This window comes from Oceanimonas sp. AH20CE76, from assembly GCF_039654065.1.
GTDB lineage: Bacteria > Pseudomonadota > Gammaproteobacteria > Enterobacterales > Aeromonadaceae > Oceanimonas > Oceanimonas smirnovii.
In genome coordinates, this window is sequence record NZ_CP155481.1 from 712,454 (window position 1) to 731,101 (window position 18,648).

The window sequence follows — 18,648 nt, forward strand, 5'->3', positions numbered from 1 at the left end:
GTGCGTACAGAGCAGCTTTATCACCTGCTGAAACAGCAGGGCATTGATAATGAACAAGTGCTGAAGGCCATTACCGCTCTGCCCCGGCACGAGTTTGTGGATGAAGCCATGAGCCATAAGGCCTGGGACAACAGCGCCCTGCCCATTGGCTTTGGCCAGACCATCTCGCAGCCTTATATAGTAGCGCGCATGACTCAGACGCTGCTGCAGGACGGCCTGCCGCAAAGAGTACTGGAAATTGGCACCGGCTCAGGTTTTCAGACCGCCGTGCTGGCTCAGCTGGTAGACGAGGTTTTTACCATAGAGCGCATCAAGCCGCTGCAATATCAGGCACGGCGTCGGCTGCAGCGCCTTGATTTATATAATGTACGCACCAAACACGGCGATGGCTGGGAAGGCTGGGCCAGCAAGGCACCCTTCGATGCCATTATTGTGACGGCGGCGGCCAGCTCGGTGCCCTCGGCGTTACTGGCGCAGCTGACGGATGGCGGTCGCATGGTCATTCCGGTAGGAGACAGCCAGCAGGCACTGTGGCTGTATCAGCGCCGGGGCAATCAATTTGATCGCACCATGCTTGAGCCGGTGCGGTTTGTTCCTTTAATTCAGGGTGATCTTGAGTGAAGCTGTTTTCCCGTTTGTACCGTTTGGTGATGATGTGGGCGGTACACCGCCATGCACCTTTTTATCTGTCCATGAACAGTTTTGTGGAGTCCATCTTCTGGCCGGTGCCGGTGGATGTCATGCTGGCCCCCATGGCGCTGGCCAAGCCGGAAAAGGCCTGGCGTTATGCTGCTCTGGCCACTGTGTTCTCGGTATTGGGGGCGGCGTTTGGCTATCTTCTGGGTTATGCCATGTGGGAGCCGCTGGTCGCGCCTTTTATTCAGACCATGGGCTATGAAGGTAAAATTGCCGTGGCCCGGCAGTGGTTTGATGACTGGGGCATCTGGGTGATCTTTATTGCCAGCTTTACTCCCATTCCCTACAAGGTGTTTACCGTGACTGCCGGTCTGCTGCAAATGGCCTTTCTGCCTTTTATTCTGGTGTCGCTGATAGGCCGTGGCCTGCGTTTTTATCTGGTCTCGGGACTGATGGTGTGGGGCGGCGTAAAAATGGAGCGCAAGCTCATTGGTTATATTGATCTGCTGGGCTGGCTGTGCGTTGCTGCCGCCGTGATCGCTTACCTGCTGCTGAGAAACTGATGATGTGGCGGAGCAAGACCTTAAAAGGAACTGTGATCAGTCTGGTACTGTTGCAGTTGCTTTCGGCCTGCTCTGCTTCACGGCCTGCACCGGTGCGCGGTGTGGGTGAACATGCTCAGGGTCAGGTAAAAGCCAACGGTCGTCATTATGTGGTGGCCAGGGGGGATACCCTTTATTCCATTGCCTGGCAGGCGGGCACGGATGTGACCACTCTGGCCCGGCATAATGGCCTGCGGGCTCCTTACCGTATTTATCCCGGACAGACGCTCAAGCTGGACGTGCCAGGCCGCAAGGCGCGCATATATCAAGTGCGCCGGGGCGATACGCTCAGCGGCATTGCCCGCCGCACTCAGCACTCAGTGGCCGACCTGGCCAGCCTGAACGGACTGCGTCCGCCTTACCGGATTTATGTGGGTCAGAAACTGGCGTTGCATGCCATCAGCCAGCCGGTGGTCGCTGCCGGGTCCCGGGCGAAACCAGCCCCGCCTGTATCCAAAAAAACAGAGGTTGCAAAATCGCCAAAGGCAGTTGCACCGGTCAAAAGAAAAGCATACGCTGGCACAGAAGTACAAAAAAAAGTGTCTGTCAATGGTCCTGTTGCCTGGCAGTGGCCCGTCAGCGGAGCAGTCATATCGGGTTTCTCACTGTCGGAAACCGGCAATAAGGGCATCGACATTCGTGGCAGCAGAGGCCAGGCGGTCAAGGCTGCTGCAGCAGGAAAAGTGGTATACGCAGGGAATGCGCTACGTGGTTATGGCAATTTAATCATTATCAAGCACAACGATGATTACTTGTCGGCCTACGCTCACAATGAAGTACTGCGTGTAAAAGAGCAGGACACGGTGAAAGCAGGTCAGCACATAGCGGATATGGGAAGCAGTGATGCGACTGATGTCCGGTTGCACTTTGAAATCCGGCATCAGGGCAACTCGGTTGACCCGAGAAAATATCTGCCTAAGCGATAAATACCGGGAATAAGGCTGTTCCCGGGTTAAGGGAGAACTGCCATGAGCCAGAAAAAGTACAACACCCAAAACGCAGAAACAGACTTTAACAAGGACGAAGAGCTGAATGTCACTGATGTTGAGCTGGCTGAAGCTGAAGAAAAAGAGGATGAGCAGGTAGAAGAAACCCTGAGTGCACCGGTTCTGCGGAGTCTGGATGTGACTCAGCTGTACCTGGGAGAGATAGGCTACTCACCGTTGCTGACCGCTGAAGAAGAAGTTCATTACGCCCGCCGGGCTTTGCGTGGCGATCTTGCCGCCCGCAAGCGGATGATTGAGTCCAATCTGCGGCTGGTGGTTAAAATTTCCCGTCGTTATAACAACCGTGGCCTGGCCCTGCTTGATTTGATTGAAGAAGGTAACCTGGGCCTGATCCGCGCGGTGGAAAAGTTTGATCCCGAGCGCGGTTTTCGTTTCTCTACCTATGCCACCTGGTGGATCCGTCAGACCATAGAGCGGGCTATTATGAACCAGACCCGCACCATACGCCTGCCCATTCATGTGGTAAAAGAGCTGAACGTTTATCTGCGCACCGCCCGTGAGCTGGCCCACCGGCTGGATCACGAGCCCACCGCCGATGAAATTGCCGAGGCCCTCGACAAACCGGTGGAAGACGTATCCCGCATGCTCAAGCTGAATGAAAAGATCAGCTCGGTCGATACGCCCATTGGCGGTGACGGTGACAAGGCGCTGCTCGATGTGCTGGCCGATGAGAACGACAAGGATCCGGAAGCCGAAACCCAGGACAACGACATGAATGTAAGCCTGGTGCGTTGGCTGGAAGAGCTCAACCCCAAGCAACGGGAAGTGCTGGCCCGGCGTTTTGGTCTGCTGGGCTATGAGCCGTCCACCCTGGAAGACGTGGGCCGGGAAATTGGCCTGACCCGGGAGCGGGTGCGCCAAATTCAGGTAGAAGCCCTGCGCCGGCTGAAAGAAATTCTCACCCAGCAGGGCCTGAACATCGATACCCTGTTTCACAGCGAATAACGAAAAACAAAGCCGTAAGCTGTCAGCTGTAAGTGGTGGAGCTTGAAAGCCATCGACTGTGCTTGTGACTTCGGCATACCCTGAAGGGCTGTACAAAAAAACCGGCAGAATTCGTCATTCTGCCGGTTTTTTAATGCTGAATAGTGCCGGTATCAGACAGAGCCGGGTTCACAAACACGACTGATAACCTTCCAGGCTGCTCCTCTGATAGCTGACAGCTTAAAGCTTACAGCTGTCTTTTCTGGCCTCTTTCAACCGGTACAGCTGCTCCAGCGCCTGGCGCGGAGTGAGCTCGTCCGGGTTCAGTTCATCCAACAAGGTCAGCGCCGGACTCACCGGCTCGTCAAACAGCGGCAGTGAGCCCTGAGGCTCGGCGACGGGCGCGGGAGCGTCCCGGCCGCTCTCCAGCTCAGCCAGTTTTTGCCGCGCCAGGGCGAGCACCGGCCTGGGCACGCCTGCCAGCGCCGCCACCTGCAAACCATAAGAGCGGCTGGCGGCCCCCTCCTGTACCGCATGCATAAAGGCGATGGTATCGCCGTGCTCCACCGCATCCAGATGCACATTGGCCACTGCCGGCCACAGTGCTGCCAGGGCGGTCAGCTCAAAATAATGAGTGGCAAACAGAGTATAGGCGTGCAGCCGGTTGGCCAGTGCATCGGCACAGGCCCAGGCAAGGGCCAGGCCGTCATAGGTGCTGGTGCCGCGGCCTATTTCATCCATCAGCACCAGGCTGTGGCGGCTGGCGTTGTTAAGAATATTGGCGGTTTCGGTCATTTCCACCATAAAGGTGGAGCGACCCGAGGCCAGATCGTCGGACGCACCGATGCGGGTAAAAATCCGATCCACCCGGCCGATGCGCGCCGATTGTGCCGGCACAAAAGAGCCCATGTAGGCCAGCAGCACAATGAGTGCGGTCTGGCGCATATAGGTGGACTTACCGCCCATGTTGGGGCCGGTGATCACCAGCATTTTGCGTTCATCAGACAATGATAACGGGTTGGCAATAAAGGGATCCGTCATCACCTGCTCCACCACCGGGTGGCGGCCTTCCTCTATCGTTATCACTTCATCGTCGGTCAGCTCAGGGCGGCAATAATCCAGGCTTTCAGCCCGCTCAGCCAGGTTGGCCAGCACATCCAGACAAGCCAGCGCCGCCGCACTTTGCTGTAGCGGTGCCAGATGCTCCAGCAGCCGGTCGAGCAGTTGTTCGTACAGGCGTTTTTCCAGTGCCAGCCCTTTGCTCTGGGCATTGAGCACCTTGTCTTCATATTCCTTCAGCTCGGGAATAATGTAGCGCTCGTTGTTTTTCAGGGTCTGGCGGCGCACATAATGCACCGGCACCAGATGAGCGTTGGCCCGGCTCACATCAATATAAAAACCGTGCACCTTGTTATAAGCCACTTTCAGGGTGCTGATGCCGGTGGCAATGCGCTCCCGGGCTTCAAGCTCCTCCAGATAGCGATGCGCCCCGGCGGCCAGCTCACGCAGCTCATCCAGCTCGGCATTATAGCCACCGCGGATCACGCCGCCGTCCCGAATCACCACTGGTGGCGTATCGACCACGGCGGTCTCCAGCAGCTCGGCCAGCGCGGGAAAGTCAGAGATCTGTTCAGCCAGAGGTGTCAGACACCCGGTGTTCGCCTCGGCCAGCACCGCCTGAATGTCGGGCTGGGCCTGCAGCGCGGCACGCAGCCGGCTTAAGTCCCGGGGCCGGGCGGAGCGCAGCGCCAGCCGGGCCAGCACCCGTTCCATATCGCCCACCTGACGCAGCAGCGGGTGAAGGTCTTCATGGCGGCCGTTTTCCATCAGGGTGGCAATAATATCCTGGCGCTGTGTCAGCTCATCCTTGTTGCGGCTGGGCTGGTGGATCCAGCGCTTGAGCAGCCGGCTGCCCATGGGGGTGGCGGTGCAGTCCAGTACTTCGGCCAGAGTATTTTCCATGGTACCCGAAAGGTTCAGGGTCAGCTCCAGGTTACGACGGGTGGCAGCATCCATGATCACCATGTCCTGACGCCGCTCCAGCCGCACACTGTTGATATGGGGCAGGGCGGTGCGCTGAGTATCTTTTACATACTGCAGCAGACAGCCGGCGGCGCACAGGGCTGTGATGGACTGCTCCACGCCAAATCCCACCAGATCCCGGGTACCAAACTGCTGGCACAGCAGGTGACGGGCGGTCCCGAGATCAAATTCCCACTCGGGCCGGCGTCGCAGTCCCTTGCGGTGCTCGATAAGGCCAAACCAGTCAAACCCTTCCGGGTACAGCAGTTCGGCGGGTTGAGTGCGCTGTAATTCGGCGGTGAGGGTTTCCTCTTTCTCAAACTGGTTGATCACAAAGCGACCGGTACTCACATCCAGAATGCCAAAACCGAAACGTTCGCCGTCGTGATATACCGCCGCCAGGCAGTTGTCTTGCCGCTCATTTAGCAGGGCTTCATCAGACAGGGTGCCGGGGGTGACGATACGCACCACCTGGCGTTCCACCGGACCTTTGCTGGTGGCCGGATCGCCAATCTGCTCGCAAATGGCCACCGACTCGCCCATCTGTACCAGTCGCGCCAGATAATTCTCCGCCGCATGATAGGGCACCCCTGCCATGGGAATGGCAGTGCCCGCTGACTTGCCGCGTTTGGTCAGGGAAATGTCCAGCAGGCGTGACGCTTTTTTGGCATCGTCGTAGAACAGTTCGTAAAAATCCCCCATGCGATAAAACAGCAGAATATCCGGATGCTGGGCCTTCAGGGCCAGGTATTGCTGCATCATGGGAGTGTGTTGTGTGTGCTCGGTCGCTTTCACCTTGGTGCCTTTACCCTGTCTGTCATGAGATCTGGTGCTGTCCGGGTTACCCGGGCTGGATGGGGCAGGTGACGGGTATGCCACGGACGGGACCTAAAGAGTATCAGACCTCCGCCGTCGGGAACAATTGTGCCTGGCAAAAGTTGCGCACACCGCAGGTGGTGGTGCTTCCTGTCGGATGGCTGACAACTGCTATTTTAGAAGGAACCATTTTGATGCCGAACGTGGTCAACAATAAACCATCATCGGGTTCGGTTATTTGCACTATGCAAACAGAATGTAATGATTCGGTTAACATAAAGGAGCAGGGCAAGATCGTGAACGTTTTTTAAACAAACAGAGGTGGTTGACGCAGCCAGCAGGCTGTGAGCTTATGCTTATTTTTAGGTCCGAATCCATGTCTCTCGACGCCTTTAAAGAGCATTTCAAGCCGGTTGAAGATCATCGGCAGAGCGCCAAAGTCACGTATCCGCTGTTCGATGTGCTGTTCGGCACACTGTGTGCCATTATCGCGGGGGCTCGAGGCTGGTTCGAGATCCGCGAGTACCTTCTTGGCCATCACGACTGGTTCCGCGAGCAAGGTCTGTTTCTGGAGGGCGTACCGGCGGACGACACCATTGCTCGTATTATCTCCGCTATCAAGCCCGAGCTCTTCCGTAAGTGCTTTCTGCGCTGGATGCAGGCGGTACATGAACTGACCCAAGGCGAGTTGGTGGCTATTGATGGCAAGACCCTGCGGGGCTCCTATAACCGGGAAGATCGTCTCTCCACCATTCACATGATCAGCGCCTATGCCTCCGCCAACAAATTGGTGCTGGGTCAGCTGAAAACGGACAGCAAAAGCAACGAAATTACCGCCATACCGGAGCTGCTCAGACTGCTCTACCTGCGTGGGGCGCTGGTGTCCATCGATGCGATGGGCTGCCAAACCAAGATTGCCAAGATGATTGTGGACCAGGGGGGTGACTATCTTCTGGCGGTAAAAGGCAACCAAAGCAAGCTTGCTCGTGCTGTTCAAGCGCTGTTCGCAACATAGCGTGCCGCCGCGCCGGATAACCATATGAAGACGGAGGTTCATCATGGCTGCATCGAATCCCGGCGTAGCTATGTGCTTGATAGTGAACAGTTAGCGGGGGACTTCTCCTGCTGGAAAGGTTTGAAAACCGTTGCCATGGTTGAAAGATTCCGTACCGAAAAGGGCGGACCTGTTCAGCTGGAATATCGTTACTACATTAGCTCAAAGGCGATGGATGCAGAGCAACTCGCCCGGGCAGTTCGAGAGCATTGGGCGATTGAGTCCATGCACTGGGTTCTGGACGTCAGCATGCAGGAAGACGCCTGCCAGATTTACAAGGATAACGCAGCGGAAAACCTGGCCTGCCTACGGCACATGGCGCTCAACATGCTCAGAGCGGAGCCAACCAAGCTGAGCATCGTTGGCAAACAAAGACGGTGCTGGATGAAAACCGAGCACCTTGAAAAGGTGCTTAAAGCAGGGATATCAGAGTTGATGAAAAACTGAACATTCATGCGGTCGCCCTGCATAAAGGAGTATGGGAAAGATGATGTTTAAATTAAAAAATGAGATTCTTTGATCTGGGACATTGATTTTGAAAAGTTTTTTTAGCTTGGGACAGTATTATCGGTCAGGGTGAAAATACAGCTTAGAGCTTTAACTCCATTGTGTTATTTTTATACATGTCGTCGGTTGGTTTTATCGAGTAAAAAAGCTCAACTGACTGTTTCAAATAATAAAAAACCGGAGAGAGTACGAGGCTCTCCCACGGCTGGTGCGTTGCCGTCTCTTTAGATAATGCTGTTTGTAGGGTACGGGGTGCTTAATATTTTCCTTATTGCTCTTATTGCCTCCAAGGGGCAGATAATTCTGGTTTAGCCTGATCGGGTACACCGTCGACTGTCATAATCGGGAAGAACTGTTTGGAACACCTTTTTATATCCTGGGTGAGATAAATGAAAAATATAAATAAAAAACATCTTCTGCTGCTGGCTTTATTGGCGGTAGCTGCCGTCGCCGCTTATGTCTGGCAGGGGAGCCTTGACTCCGGTTATGGGGATGGTTTTGTCAGCGGCAATGGACGTATCGAGGCGACTGAGATCGATGTAGCCACCAAGCAGGCTGGCCGGGTGGAGGAGATACTGGTTCGAGAGGGTAGCTTCGTGCAGGCCGGCATGCCTTTGGCCCGGATGCAGGTGACGGTGCTGGAGGCTCAGCGGGAGGAGGCCAGGGCCCAGCACCAGCAGGCCTTGAATGCGGTTAACAGCGCTCGTGCTCAGGTGCTGGCGCGGGAGAGCGAACAGCAGGCGGCGCGGGCTCTGGTGGCCCAGCGGGAGGCGGAGGAAGACGCCGCTCGCCGGCGCTATGAACGCTCCCGGGTGCTGACCGGCAGGGGATCTTTGTCTCAGCAGCAGTTGGACGACGACAAGGCGGCCTTGCTCGGGGCCAGTGCTGCTGTGAGTGCGGCCCGGGCCCAGGTCAATGCCGCCGAAGCCGGGGTTGAGGCGGCTCGGGCCCAAGTAGTAGGGACCGAGTCAGCGGTAGCGGCAGCAGCGGCCACTATCGCCCGTATCCAGGCGGATATTGACGACAGCCAGCTCAGCGCTCCCCGGGATGGGCGGGTGCAGTACCTGATAGCCCAGCCGGGAGAGGTGCTGGGTGGCGGTGGCAAGGTGCTCAACCTGGTGGATCTGACCGATGTATATATGACCTTTTTTCTGCCTTCCGAGCTGGTGGGGCGGCTGGCGCTCGGCAGCGAGGCGCGTATCCTGCTGGACGCGGCGCCGGAATACGTGATCCCGGCGCGCATCTCTTTTATCTCGGATATCGCCCAGTACACACCCAAAACGGTGGAAACCGCCAGCGAGCGGCAGAAACTGATGTTCCGGGTGCGCGCCCAGGTGGATCCGGATCTGCTCCGGGCCCATCTTACCCAGGTAAAAACGGGGCTGCCCGGCGTGGTATGGGTTAGGCTGGATCAGCACCAGCCCTGGCCTGAGGATCTGACCGTCAAGCTGGAACCCTGAGATGAAGGCGCATGTGGCCCATGCAGAGGGCGTCTGTCTGCAATATGGAGAGACTCGGGCGTTGGATGGCATTGATCTTGCCATTCCCGCCGGGCGCATGGTGGGCTTTATTGGCCCGGACGGGGTGGGCAAGTCCAGTTTGCTGTCGCTGCTGGCCGGCGCAAGGGCGGTGCAGCAGGGCCGGGTGCGGGTGATGGAAGGTAGTATGGCCGATGCCGCACACCGGAACCGGGTTTGTCCCCATATCGCGTATATGCCCCAGGGGTTGGGCAAGAATCTCTATCCCACTCTGTCGGTAGAGGAGAACCTGCAGTTCTTCGGTCGCCTGTTCGGCCACAATAAGGCCGAGCGACGCCGGCGCATCGAGGATTTGACCCGCAGTACCGGCCTTTATCCCTTCCTGAGCCGCCCCGCCGGCAAGCTGTCCGGCGGCATGAAACAGAAGCTGGGGCTGTGTTGCGCCCTGATCCACGATCCCCGGCTGCTGATTTTGGATGAGCCCACTACCGGGGTGGATCCCCTGGCACGCAGCCAATTCTGGAACCTGATCGATCGTATCCGGGCCGAGCGGCCCGAGATGAGCGTGCTGGTGGCCACCGCCTACATGGAGGAAGCGGCAGGCTTCGACTGGCTGGTGGCCATGGACGCGGGCCGGGTACTGGCCACGGGCAGCCCGAATGAACTGCTCGCCCGAACTGGCTGTCCGAGCCTGGAGCGCGCCTTTATCGCTTTGCTACCCGAATCCCGCCGCCAGGGTCACCGGGAGGTGGTGATCCCCCCCCTGGAACTGACCGAAGACGAGGAGATCGCCATTGAAGCTCGGGAGCTGACCATGCGTTTCGGCGACTTCGTGGCAGTGGATAAGGTCAACTTCCAGATCCGCCGGGGGGAGATCTTCGGCTTTCTCGGCTCCAACGGTTGCGGCAAGTCCACTACCATGAAGATGCTGACCGGTCTGTTGCCTGTATCCGAGGGCCAGGCCTGGCTGTTTGGCCAGCCAGTGGACGGCAACGACATAGCTACCCGCCGGCGGGTGGGCTATATGTCCCAGGCGTTTTCCCTCTACTCCGAGCTGACGGTATTGCAGAACCTGGTATTGCATGCCCGCCTGTTCCGGGTGGCGGAGGCGGCAATATCTGACCGGGTAGAGGAAATGATCCGTCGCTTCGACCTGGAGGAGGTGCGTCATGCTCTGCCGGAGCGACTGCCTATGGGGATCCGCCAGCGGTTGTCGCTGGCGGTGGCCATGGTACACAGCCCCGAGCTGCTGATTCTGGATGAGCCCACTTCGGGGGTTGATCCGGTCGCCCGGGATCAGTTCTGGCAATTGCTGATCGAACTGGCTCGCAAGGATAGGGTGACCATTTTTATTACCACCCACTTTATGAATGAGGCTGAGCGCTGCGATCGTATATCCCTGATGCATGCGGGACGGGTACTGGTGAGTGACGCACCGGCCGCCCTGGTGGAGCAGCACGGGGCCGACACCCTGGAGCAGGTATTTATCCACTACCTGGAACAGGCGGCGGGCCCGGAGGAAACGCCACCCGTGGCCCCGGCGGCGTCCGCCACTCCGGCGACTCCGCACCGGCAGGGTTTCAGCCTGGGGCGCATGCTCAGCTTCAGCCGGCTGGAGGCGATGCAACTGGCTCGGGATCCGGTTCGTGCCGCTCTGGCTCTGTTGGGCACGGTGCTGCTGATGTTCATTATGGGATATGGCATCGGCATGGACGTGGAGGATCTTCGTTACGCCGTGCTGGACAGGGATCAGTCCGGGCTGAGCCAAAACTACACCCTCAACCTGTCGGGCTCCCGTTATTTTATCGAGCAGCCGCCCTTGAGTGATTATCAGGAGCTGGACCGGCGTATGCGCAGCGGCGAGCTATCCCTGGCCATAGAGATACCGCCAGGCTTCGCTCGGGAGCTCAAGCGCGGCAATCAGGTGGAGATCGGCGTCTGGGTGGACGGGGCCATGCCGCTCCGTGCGGAGACCATCAGCGGTTATGTGCAGGGCATGCACTACAGTTGGCTGCGGGAGCAGGCCCGCTATAGTCTGGGACAGAGCGCCACGGGGTCGGCTACAATCGAGACCCGCTTCCGCTACAATCCGGACGTGCGCAGCCTGCCGGCCATGGTGCCGGCGGTGATCCCCATACTGCTGTTGATGATTCCCGCCATGCTCACTGCTCTGGCGGTGGTACGGGAAAAGGAACTGGGCTCCATCATCAACCTCTATGTGACTCCTGTGTCCAGAACGGAGTTTCTGCTCGGTAAGCAATTGCCCTATGTGTTGCTTGCCATGCTGAACTTCCTGCTGATGGTCGCTTTGGCGATCACTCTGTTCGAGGTGCCGCTGACCGGCAGCTTCGCCACCCTGGCCTTGGGGGCATGGCTGTTTGTGTTGTTTTCTACCGGCTTCGGGCTCTTTGCCTCTACGTTCACCCGCAGCCAGATCGCCGCCATGTTTGTGACCATGATCGGCACTCTGCTGCCGGCCATCCAGTTCTCAGGAGTGCTTAACCCGGTGTCCTCTCTGGAAGGGATGGGAGCCCTGATCGGCCAGATCTATCCGGCCACCCATTTCCTCAACATCAGCCGGGGCGTGTTTGGCAAGGCCTTGGGCTTTGGGGATTTGAGCGCCTCTTTCTGGCCGCTGCTGCTGGCGGTACCCGTCATTCTGGGGCTGTCGGTGGCCCTGCTTAAAAAACAGGAGCGGTAAGATGCGAGCGCTTGCCAACATATTTCGGCTCGGGGTCAAGGAGTTGTGGAGTCTGGTGCGGGATCCCATCATGCTGGTACTGATCGTTTATACCTTCTCCGTCGCCATCTACACCGCCGCCACTGCCATGCCGGAGACCCTGCATGGCGCTCCCATTGCTATCGTGGACGAAGACAACTCCCCCTTGTCGGGGCGGATAGCGGCGGCTTTTTATCCTCCCCGTTTCAAGGATCCGGCGATGATTTCTCTGGACGAGATGGATCCGGGGATGGATGCGGGACGCTATACCTTCGTGATTAACATACCACCCGGATTCCAGCAGGATGTGCTGGCGGGCCGGTCGCCGGCCCTGCAACTGAACGTGGACGCCACTCGTATGAGCCAGGCCTTTACCGGTAGTGGCTCGATCCAGCAAATCATCCAGGAGGAGGTTGACGATTTCGTGCGGCGCTACCGGACCGACAGTGAACTGCCGGTGGATCTGGCGGTACGCATGCGCTTCAACCCCAATCTGGAGCGGTCCTGGTTCGGGGCGGTGATGGAGCTCATCAACAACGTTACCATGCTGTCCATCATCCTCACCGGGGCGGCCCTGATCCGGGAGCGGGAACACGGTACCATAGAGCACCTGCTGGTGATGCCGGTCACTCCCACCGAGATCATGCTGGCCAAGGTTTGGTCCATGGGGCTGGTGGTGCTGGCCGCGGTGGCCCTGTCCATGGCCCTGGTGGTTCAGGGGACACTGCGAGTGCCGATAGAGGGCTCGATAAGTTTGTTCCTGCTGGGCACGACGGTACATCTGTTCGCCACCACTTCCATGGGTATTTTCCTGGCCACCCAGGCCCGCACCATGCCCCAGTTCGGACTGCTGATGATGCTGGTGCTGTTACCCCTGCAGCTGCTGTCGGGAGGCTCCACTCCCCGGGAGAGCATGCCCCAGCTGGTGCAGGAACTGATGCTGGCGGCGCCCACCACTCATTTCGTGTCCCTGAGCCAGGCTATTTTGTACCGGGGAGCGGGGTTGTCCGTGGTCTGGCCCGAACTGCTTTACTTGCTGCTGATCGGCGGTGTCTTTTTCACCGTGGCTCTGGCCCGCTTCAGAAAAACCCTGAGCCAGATGGCCTGAACGGGGCCCGAGAACAAGAGTAACACCAGTGAACATTGTATCGGTCCCCAGTCTGGTGAGCGGACCATGAATCATTTATTGGTCTGGGCCATGGAGCCGAGACATGGCAACCGGCATAATAGGCGCTTTCGGTGAGTGGGAGGAACCACGGTTGGACAGCATGACTTTGGCACGACAATTGGGCGAGGCGCTGGCGCGTCAACACCTTATGATGGTCACCGCAGAGTCCTGTACCGGCGGCGGTATCGCCTGTGCTATGACCGACATTGCCGGCAGTTCAGCCTGGTTTGATCGGGGCTTCGTCACCTATTCCAATGCCGCCAAACACGACATGCTTGGGGTAGATATGGCGCTGATTGAGCAACATGGTGCGGTCAGCCGGGAAGTTGCCGAGGCCATGGTGCGCGGTGCCTGCTTACACTCTGGCTGCGATCTTGGTGTGGCGGTAACCGGTGTCGCCGGCCCCGGTGGTGGTAGTCCTGAGAAGCCGGTGGGTACCGTCTGGCTTGCCTGTTATATGGCCGGTACCGGCCTGCTCGAGTGCCGGCTGTTGCAGCTGGATGGTGATCGGGCGGCGGTACGTCATCAGACCGTGATTCAGGCACTGGCATGTTGCCTGTCTCTGCTTGAACAAAAACCCACTTGATACTGTACGAATAACCAGTATACTCAACCTCAGTTTCTAAAATTAAGCACCAGTCAATTTCAGCGGAGCATTTTATGGATCAGAACAAAGAAAAAGCCTTGGCCGCCGCCCTGGGTCAGATTGAAAAACAGTTTGGCAAGGGTTCCATCATGCGTTTGGGCGACAACAAGGCTTTGAATGTTGAAGCCATTTCCACCGGCTCCCTGTCTCTGGACATCGCTCTGGGCATTGGTGGCCTGCCCACCGGCCGCATTGTTGAAATTTACGGTCCCGAGTCTTCCGGTAAAACCACCCTGACCCTGCAGGTGATTGCCCAGGCACAGCGCGCAGGCAAGGTATGTGCCTTTGTGGATGCCGAGCACGCACTGGACCCGGTGTATGCCGGCAAGCTGGGTGTGAACGTTGACGATCTGCTGGTGTCCCAGCCCGATACCGGTGAACAGGCTCTGGAAATCTGCGACATGCTGGTTCGTTCCGGTGCCGTTGACGTCATTATTGTTGACTCTGTCGCGGCATTGACTCCCCGCGCCGAGATTGAAGGCGAAATGGGTGACTCCCACGTTGGCCTGCAGGCTCGTCTGATGTCTCAGGCGCTGCGTAAGCTGACCGGTAATATCAAGAGCGCCAACTGCCTGTGTATTTTCATCAACCAGATCCGCATGAAAATCGGTGTGATGTTCGGCAGCCCGGAAACCACCACCGGTGGTAACGCGCTTAAATTCTACTCTTCGGTACGCCTCGATATTCGCCGCATCGGCTCCATCAAGGAAGGTGATGAAGTGGTGGGTAACGAAACCCGGGTTAAGGTAGTCAAGAACAAGGTGGCACCGCCGTTCAAACAGGCCGAGTTCCAGATCATGTACGGCGCCGGTATCTCCAAGGAAGGCGAGCTGATCGAGCTGGGCGTGAAGCACAAGCTGATTGAAAAAGCCGGTGCCTGGTACAGCTACAAGGGCGATAAAATTGGCCAGGGCAAGGCCAACTCCATCAAATATCTGCTGGAGCACACCAGTATTGCCGAAGAAATTGAGCAGCAACTGCGCCAGATGCTGTTGCTGGCTCCGGGAGCGGCGGCTGACGCTGACGGCAAGGGTGAAGCCCTGCCGGAACTGGACGGCCCTGACGATAACGCCGAATTCTGATAACAAGGCCGGGCAATGCCCGGCCTTTGTGTTAAGAGACAGGCATGTTATTTGAATCATCCAATCCGGATCAGCCCGTGTGGGACTGTGCCCTGCGAATTCTGTCCCGGCGGGATCACAGCCGGCGGGAACTGGAGCAAAAGCTGCGCCAGCGCGAGTTTGAGCAGGAGGCCATTACCCGCACCCTGAACAAGCTGGAGCAACAGCAATGGCTGCAGGACGCGCGCTTTGCCGAAGTGCAGGTGCGTCAGCACATCTACAAAAAGCATGGTCCTCAGCGTATTCGTGCCGAGCTGCAGCGCAAAGGCGTTCATCCCGACGAGATTGCCACAGCGCTTGAGCAAGAAGAAACCGACTGGTTTGAGCTGGCCCGGGAGTGTCATTTCGCTCGTTTTGGTGATGCCCCCATTCCCGATTTCAAAGAGCGGGCCCGGCGCATGCGTTATCTGCAGGCGAGGGGGTTTGGCCCGGATCACATTCGTTATGCCCTTGAAGCCGGCGACCAATAACGCTTTTTCACACCCACGCGCGCCATGACGCGTTTTACATTGCTGCCCATTCCTTTTAAATTATGGGAGTAATTGCCTACCAAGCTATCAACAGGATTTTCCATGCGAATGACCACGTCTGAGTTACGCAACGCGTTTCTCGAATATTTCCGCCAGCAAGGACACCAGGTGGTGGCGTCCAGCTCGCTGGTACCCCACAACGACCCGACCCTGCTGTTTACCAATGCCGGCATGAACCAGTTCAAGGACTTGTTCCTGGGTCTGGAGCAGCGGGCCTACAACAGAGCGGTCAGCTCCCAGCGTTGCGTGCGTGCCGGCGGCAAGCACAACGATCTGGAAAACGTGGGTTACACCGCCCGTCACCACACTTTCTTTGAAATGCTGGGTAACTTCAGCTTTGGTGACTACTTCAAACAGGACGCCATTCGCTTTGCCTGGGAATTCCTGACCGACGTGGTCAAGCTGCCCAAGGAAAAACTCTGGGTCACAGTGTATGAGACCGACGACGAAGCCTTTGGTATCTGGTCTCAGGAAATTGGTGTGCCGGTGGATCGCATTGTGCGCATCGGTGACAACAAAGGTGCCAAATACGCGTCCGACAACTTCTGGACCATGGGTGACACCGGCCCCTGCGGCCCCTGCACCGAGATCTTCTACGATCACGGCGAGCATATCTGGGGTGGCCCTCCCGGCAGCCCGGAAGAAGACGGTGACCGCTATATCGAAATCTGGAACCTGGTGTTCATGCAGTTCAACCGTCATGCCGACGGCACCATGGAGCCGCTGCCCAAGCCGTCGGTCGACACCGGCATGGGGCTGGAGCGTATCGCCACCATTTTGCAGGGCGTGCACTCCAACTATGAAATCGATCTGTTTCAGGCGCTGATCAAGGCAGCGGCCGAGGCGGTGGGCACCACTGATCTCGACAACAAGTCGCTGCGGGTGATTGCCGACCATATTCGTTCCTGCTCCTTCCTGATTGCCGATGGCGTCATGCCCTCCAACGAAGGCCGGGGCTATGTGCTGCGCCGTATTATTCGCCGTGCCGTGCGCCACGGCCGCAAGCTGGGTGCCGACAAGACCTTCTTCCATACTCTGGTGGGTTCCCTGTGCGAGCAGATGAGCGATGCCTATCCCGAGCTGAACAGTCAGCGGCCGATCATCGAGAAGGTGCTGCGGCTGGAGGAAGAGCAGTTTGCCCGTACTCTCGACCGTGGCCTGCAGCTGCTGGAAGACGCCATCAATGAGCTGGGCGAGAGCAAGGTGCTGCCCGGTGAAGTGGTGTTCAAGCTCTACGATACCTACGGTTTTCCGGCGGATCTGACTGCCGACGTGCTGCGGGACCGTGAGCTCAGCATTGATGAGGCCGGCTTTGAAACCCAGATGCAGCAACAGCGCACCCGGGCCAAGGAAGCCTCCAACTTTGGCGTGGACTACACCAAAGCCATCAAGGTAGAGGGTGAAACTGCCTTTACCGGTTATGAGCACCTGGCTCAGGCGGGCAAGGTGACCGCGCTGTTCAAGGGCAGTGAGCCGGTGAATGCCCTGATTGCCGGTGAAGAAGGCGCGGTAGTACTTGATACTACCCCCTTCTACGCCGAGTCGGGTGGTCAGGTGGGGGATGCGGGCGTGATCCGCATGGACGACGGCCTGTTTGTGGTGAAAGACACGCAAAAGGCGGGTAACGGCATTTTGCACCTGGGCCATCTGGAGCTGGGTACCCTGGAAACGGGTGAGTCCGTCTCTGCGGCCGTTGACGGTGCCCGCCGTCAGGCCACGGCACTGAACCATTCCGTGACTCACCTGCTGCATGCCAGCCTGCGCAAGCTGCTGGGCGAGCATGTTACCCAGAAAGGCTCGCTGGTCGAGCCCGAGCGGCTGCGTTTTGACTTCTCTCACCTGGAAGCCATGAGTGCCCAGGAACTGCGGGAAGTGGAAGACATGGTCAACCGCGACATTCGCGCCAACCTGCCGGTGGCCACTCAGCTGATGGATCTGGAAGGGGCCAAACAGGCCGGTGCCATGGCGCTGTTCGGCGAGAAATATGACGAAAGCGAAGTGCGGGTCGTATCCATGGGCGAGGTATCTACCGAGCTCTGTGGTGGTACTCACGTCAGCCGGACCGGTGATATCGGTCTGTTCAAAATTCTCTCGGAAAGCGGCATTGCCGCCGGTGTGCGCCGCATTGAGGCCGTCACCGGTGAAGCGGCCCTGGCCTATCTGCATCAGCTTGATCACGAAATTGCCCAGGCTGCCAGCCTGGTCAAGGGTGATACCTTCTCGGTATCGGCCAAGGTGCGTCAGGTGCTGGAGCGCAGCCGTCAGCTGGAAAAGGAAATTGAGCAGCTCAAGGGCAAGCTGGCGGCACAGGCCGGCGCGTCCTTGCTGGATCAGGTGGTTGAGATCAACGGCAACAAGGTGCTGATCGCCAATCTGGAAGGGGTAGATGCCAAATCACTGCGCGGCACCCTGGACGATCTCAAGTCCAAGCTGCAGTCCGGTGTGGTGGTGCTGGGCACTGTTACCGGTGACAAGGTCAGCCTGATTGCCGGCGTCACCAAGGATCTCACCGGCAAGGTGAAAGCCGGCGAGCTGGTCAACATGGTGGCCCAGCAGGTGGGTGGCAAGGGCGGTGGCCGCCCGGACATGGCCCAGGCTGGTGGCAGTGAGCCGGCAGCCCTGCCGGCGGCGCTGGAGTCTGTGTCCGGCTGGCTGGGCGAGCGCCTCTGATCGCAGCTGAAACGACCTGTTATTACCTAACAGCGTCTATAATTTGAGTCGGCAGCCATACGCCGAACAGTAAAAGAGGCCTGTCTTTGACAGGCCTCTTGATTTTGACGATGTTTTACCCCATTTCATGCCACAGGAAGGCTGGGTTTTTCGTCGCCTTTATCGGATAATAAACAACATTTTTTACTAACAGATAGCCAAAACAGGAGCAGCCATATGCTAATTTTGACCCGTCGGGTAGGTGAAACCCTGATGATCGGTGACGAAGTCACTGTCACCGTGCTGGGTGTTAAGGGTAACCAGGTGCGCATTGGTGTAAATGCACCCAAAGAAGTGTCTGTACACCGCGAAGAAATCTACATGCGGATACAGGCAGAAAAGGGTACCGGCGACGACAGCCAGTATTAATTTTCAGTTTTACGGGGTGTTTTTCATTCTTTTTGATGGCTTTTGCGCCCAAATGGTTAAAGTCTGTTCGAACGAAAAAATCGGGTTGGAAAAGTGTTTGACTTATTTTGGCCCGGCGGTAATATACGCCCCGCAAACACGGTGAGGTGGCCGAGAGGCTGAAGGCGCTCCCCTGCTAAGGGAGTATGCGGCTTATACCCGCATCGAGGGTTCGAATCCCTCCTTCACCGCCATTTTTTGTAGTGCATCCGTAGCTCAGCTGGATAGAGTACTCGGCTACGAACCGAGCGGTCGGAGGTTCGAATCCTCCCGGATGCGCCATTGTTTAAAAGTGTTTTTC

Annotated in this window: 14 protein-coding genes, 2 tRNA genes and 1 pseudogene; 16 read left to right on the plus strand and 1 reads right to left on the minus strand. The window is 57.8% G+C overall.

Annotated features, from left to right (window positions below; all coding sequences use genetic code 11):
* From N2M06_RS03475 to rpoS, 4 genes are read left to right on the plus strand one after another with little or no spacing between them, the layout of a single operon-like run.
* Entirely contained in the window at window positions 1–621 is a 621-nt protein-coding gene (locus tag N2M06_RS03475; RefSeq protein WP_019933184.1) for a protein-L-isoaspartate(D-aspartate) O-methyltransferase, read from the plus strand.
* Window positions 618–1,199 carry a YqaA family protein gene (locus tag N2M06_RS03480; protein ID WP_019933185.1) on the plus strand — a complete coding sequence of 194 codons (582 nt, stop codon included), beginning with the start codon at window positions 618–620 and terminating at the stop codon, window positions 1,197–1,199. The genes N2M06_RS03475 and N2M06_RS03480 overlap by 4 nt, the downstream gene beginning before the upstream one ends.
* Window positions 1,200–1,231: 32 nt before the next feature.
* A complete protein-coding gene (locus N2M06_RS03485; RefSeq protein WP_346351605.1) occupies window positions 1,232–2,164 on the plus strand; it encodes a peptidoglycan DD-metalloendopeptidase family protein in 933 nt (310 codons plus the stop codon).
* Between the two features lie 42 nt (window positions 2,165–2,206).
* Window positions 2,207–3,190 (plus strand): RNA polymerase sigma factor RpoS, encoded by a 984-nt coding sequence (gene rpoS / locus N2M06_RS03490; protein ID WP_346351606.1) that lies wholly within the window; start codon window positions 2,207–2,209, stop codon window positions 3,188–3,190.
* A 219-nt stretch (window positions 3,191–3,409) separates the two neighbouring features.
* Here rpoS and mutS read toward each other — a convergent pair whose 3' ends face one another.
* Window positions 3,410–5,953: a DNA mismatch repair protein MutS gene (mutS, locus tag N2M06_RS03495; RefSeq protein WP_346352149.1), complete on the minus strand. Its 2,544-nt coding sequence runs from the start codon at window positions 5,951–5,953 to the stop codon at window positions 3,410–3,412.
* A 110-nt stretch (window positions 5,954–6,063) separates the two neighbouring features.
* On the opposite strand from mutS, the gene N2M06_RS03500 reads away from it, so the two are divergent.
* The 12 genes and pseudogenes from N2M06_RS03500 (at window position 6,064) to N2M06_RS03555 (ending at window position 18,629) form a co-directional block, all read left to right on the plus strand.
* On the plus strand, window positions 6,064–6,318 hold the full coding sequence (locus N2M06_RS03500) for a hypothetical protein (protein WP_346351607.1): 255 nt from the start codon (window positions 6,064–6,066) through the stop codon (window positions 6,316–6,318).
* A gap of 65 nt (window positions 6,319–6,383) precedes the next feature.
* Window positions 6,384–7,508 (plus strand): annotated as a pseudogene (locus N2M06_RS03505) (ISAs1 family transposase).
* A gap of 449 nt (window positions 7,509–7,957) precedes the next feature.
* On the plus strand, window positions 7,958–9,028 hold the full coding sequence (locus N2M06_RS03510; RefSeq protein ID WP_346351608.1) for an HlyD family efflux transporter periplasmic adaptor subunit: 1,071 nt from the start codon (window positions 7,958–7,960) through the stop codon (window positions 9,026–9,028).
* A 1-nt stretch (window position 9,029) separates the two neighbouring features.
* Window positions 9,030–11,747 carry a ribosome-associated ATPase/putative transporter RbbA gene (gene rbbA / locus N2M06_RS03515; protein WP_346351609.1) on the plus strand — a complete coding sequence of 906 codons (2,718 nt, stop codon included), beginning with the start codon at window positions 9,030–9,032 and terminating at the stop codon, window positions 11,745–11,747.
* 1 nt (window position 11,748) lies between these two features.
* On the plus strand, window positions 11,749–12,873 hold the full coding sequence (locus N2M06_RS03520) for an ABC transporter permease (protein WP_228212254.1): 1,125 nt from the start codon (window positions 11,749–11,751) through the stop codon (window positions 12,871–12,873).
* Window positions 12,874–13,033: 160 nt separating this feature from the next.
* The gene (locus tag N2M06_RS03525) at window positions 13,034–13,519 is read left to right on the plus strand and encodes a CinA family protein (protein ID WP_346351610.1); all 486 of its coding nucleotides are present in this window, start codon (window positions 13,034–13,036) and stop codon (window positions 13,517–13,519) included.
* Window positions 13,520–13,593: 74 nt separating this feature from the next.
* Window positions 13,594–14,661, plus strand: coding sequence for a recombinase RecA (recA, locus tag N2M06_RS03530; RefSeq protein ID WP_346351611.1), 1,068 nt, complete (start codon window positions 13,594–13,596; stop codon window positions 14,659–14,661).
* Window positions 14,662–14,705: 44 nt separating this feature from the next.
* On the plus strand, window positions 14,706–15,170 hold the full coding sequence (locus N2M06_RS03535; RefSeq protein ID WP_019933191.1) for a regulatory protein RecX: 465 nt from the start codon (window positions 14,706–14,708) through the stop codon (window positions 15,168–15,170).
* Between the two features lie 102 nt (window positions 15,171–15,272).
* Window positions 15,273–17,900, plus strand: coding sequence for an alanine--tRNA ligase (gene alaS, locus N2M06_RS03540; RefSeq protein WP_346351612.1), 2,628 nt, complete (start codon window positions 15,273–15,275; stop codon window positions 17,898–17,900).
* A gap of 216 nt (window positions 17,901–18,116) precedes the next feature.
* The gene (gene csrA, locus N2M06_RS03545; RefSeq protein ID WP_019933193.1) at window positions 18,117–18,308 is read left to right on the plus strand and encodes a carbon storage regulator CsrA; all 192 of its coding nucleotides are present in this window, start codon (window positions 18,117–18,119) and stop codon (window positions 18,306–18,308) included.
* A gap of 140 nt (window positions 18,309–18,448) precedes the next feature.
* Window positions 18,449–18,541, plus strand: a tRNA-Ser gene (locus N2M06_RS03550).
* An 11-nt stretch (window positions 18,542–18,552) separates the two neighbouring features.
* A tRNA-Arg gene (locus N2M06_RS03555) sits at window positions 18,553–18,629 on the plus strand.
* Window positions 18,630–18,648 lie beyond the last annotated feature (19 nt).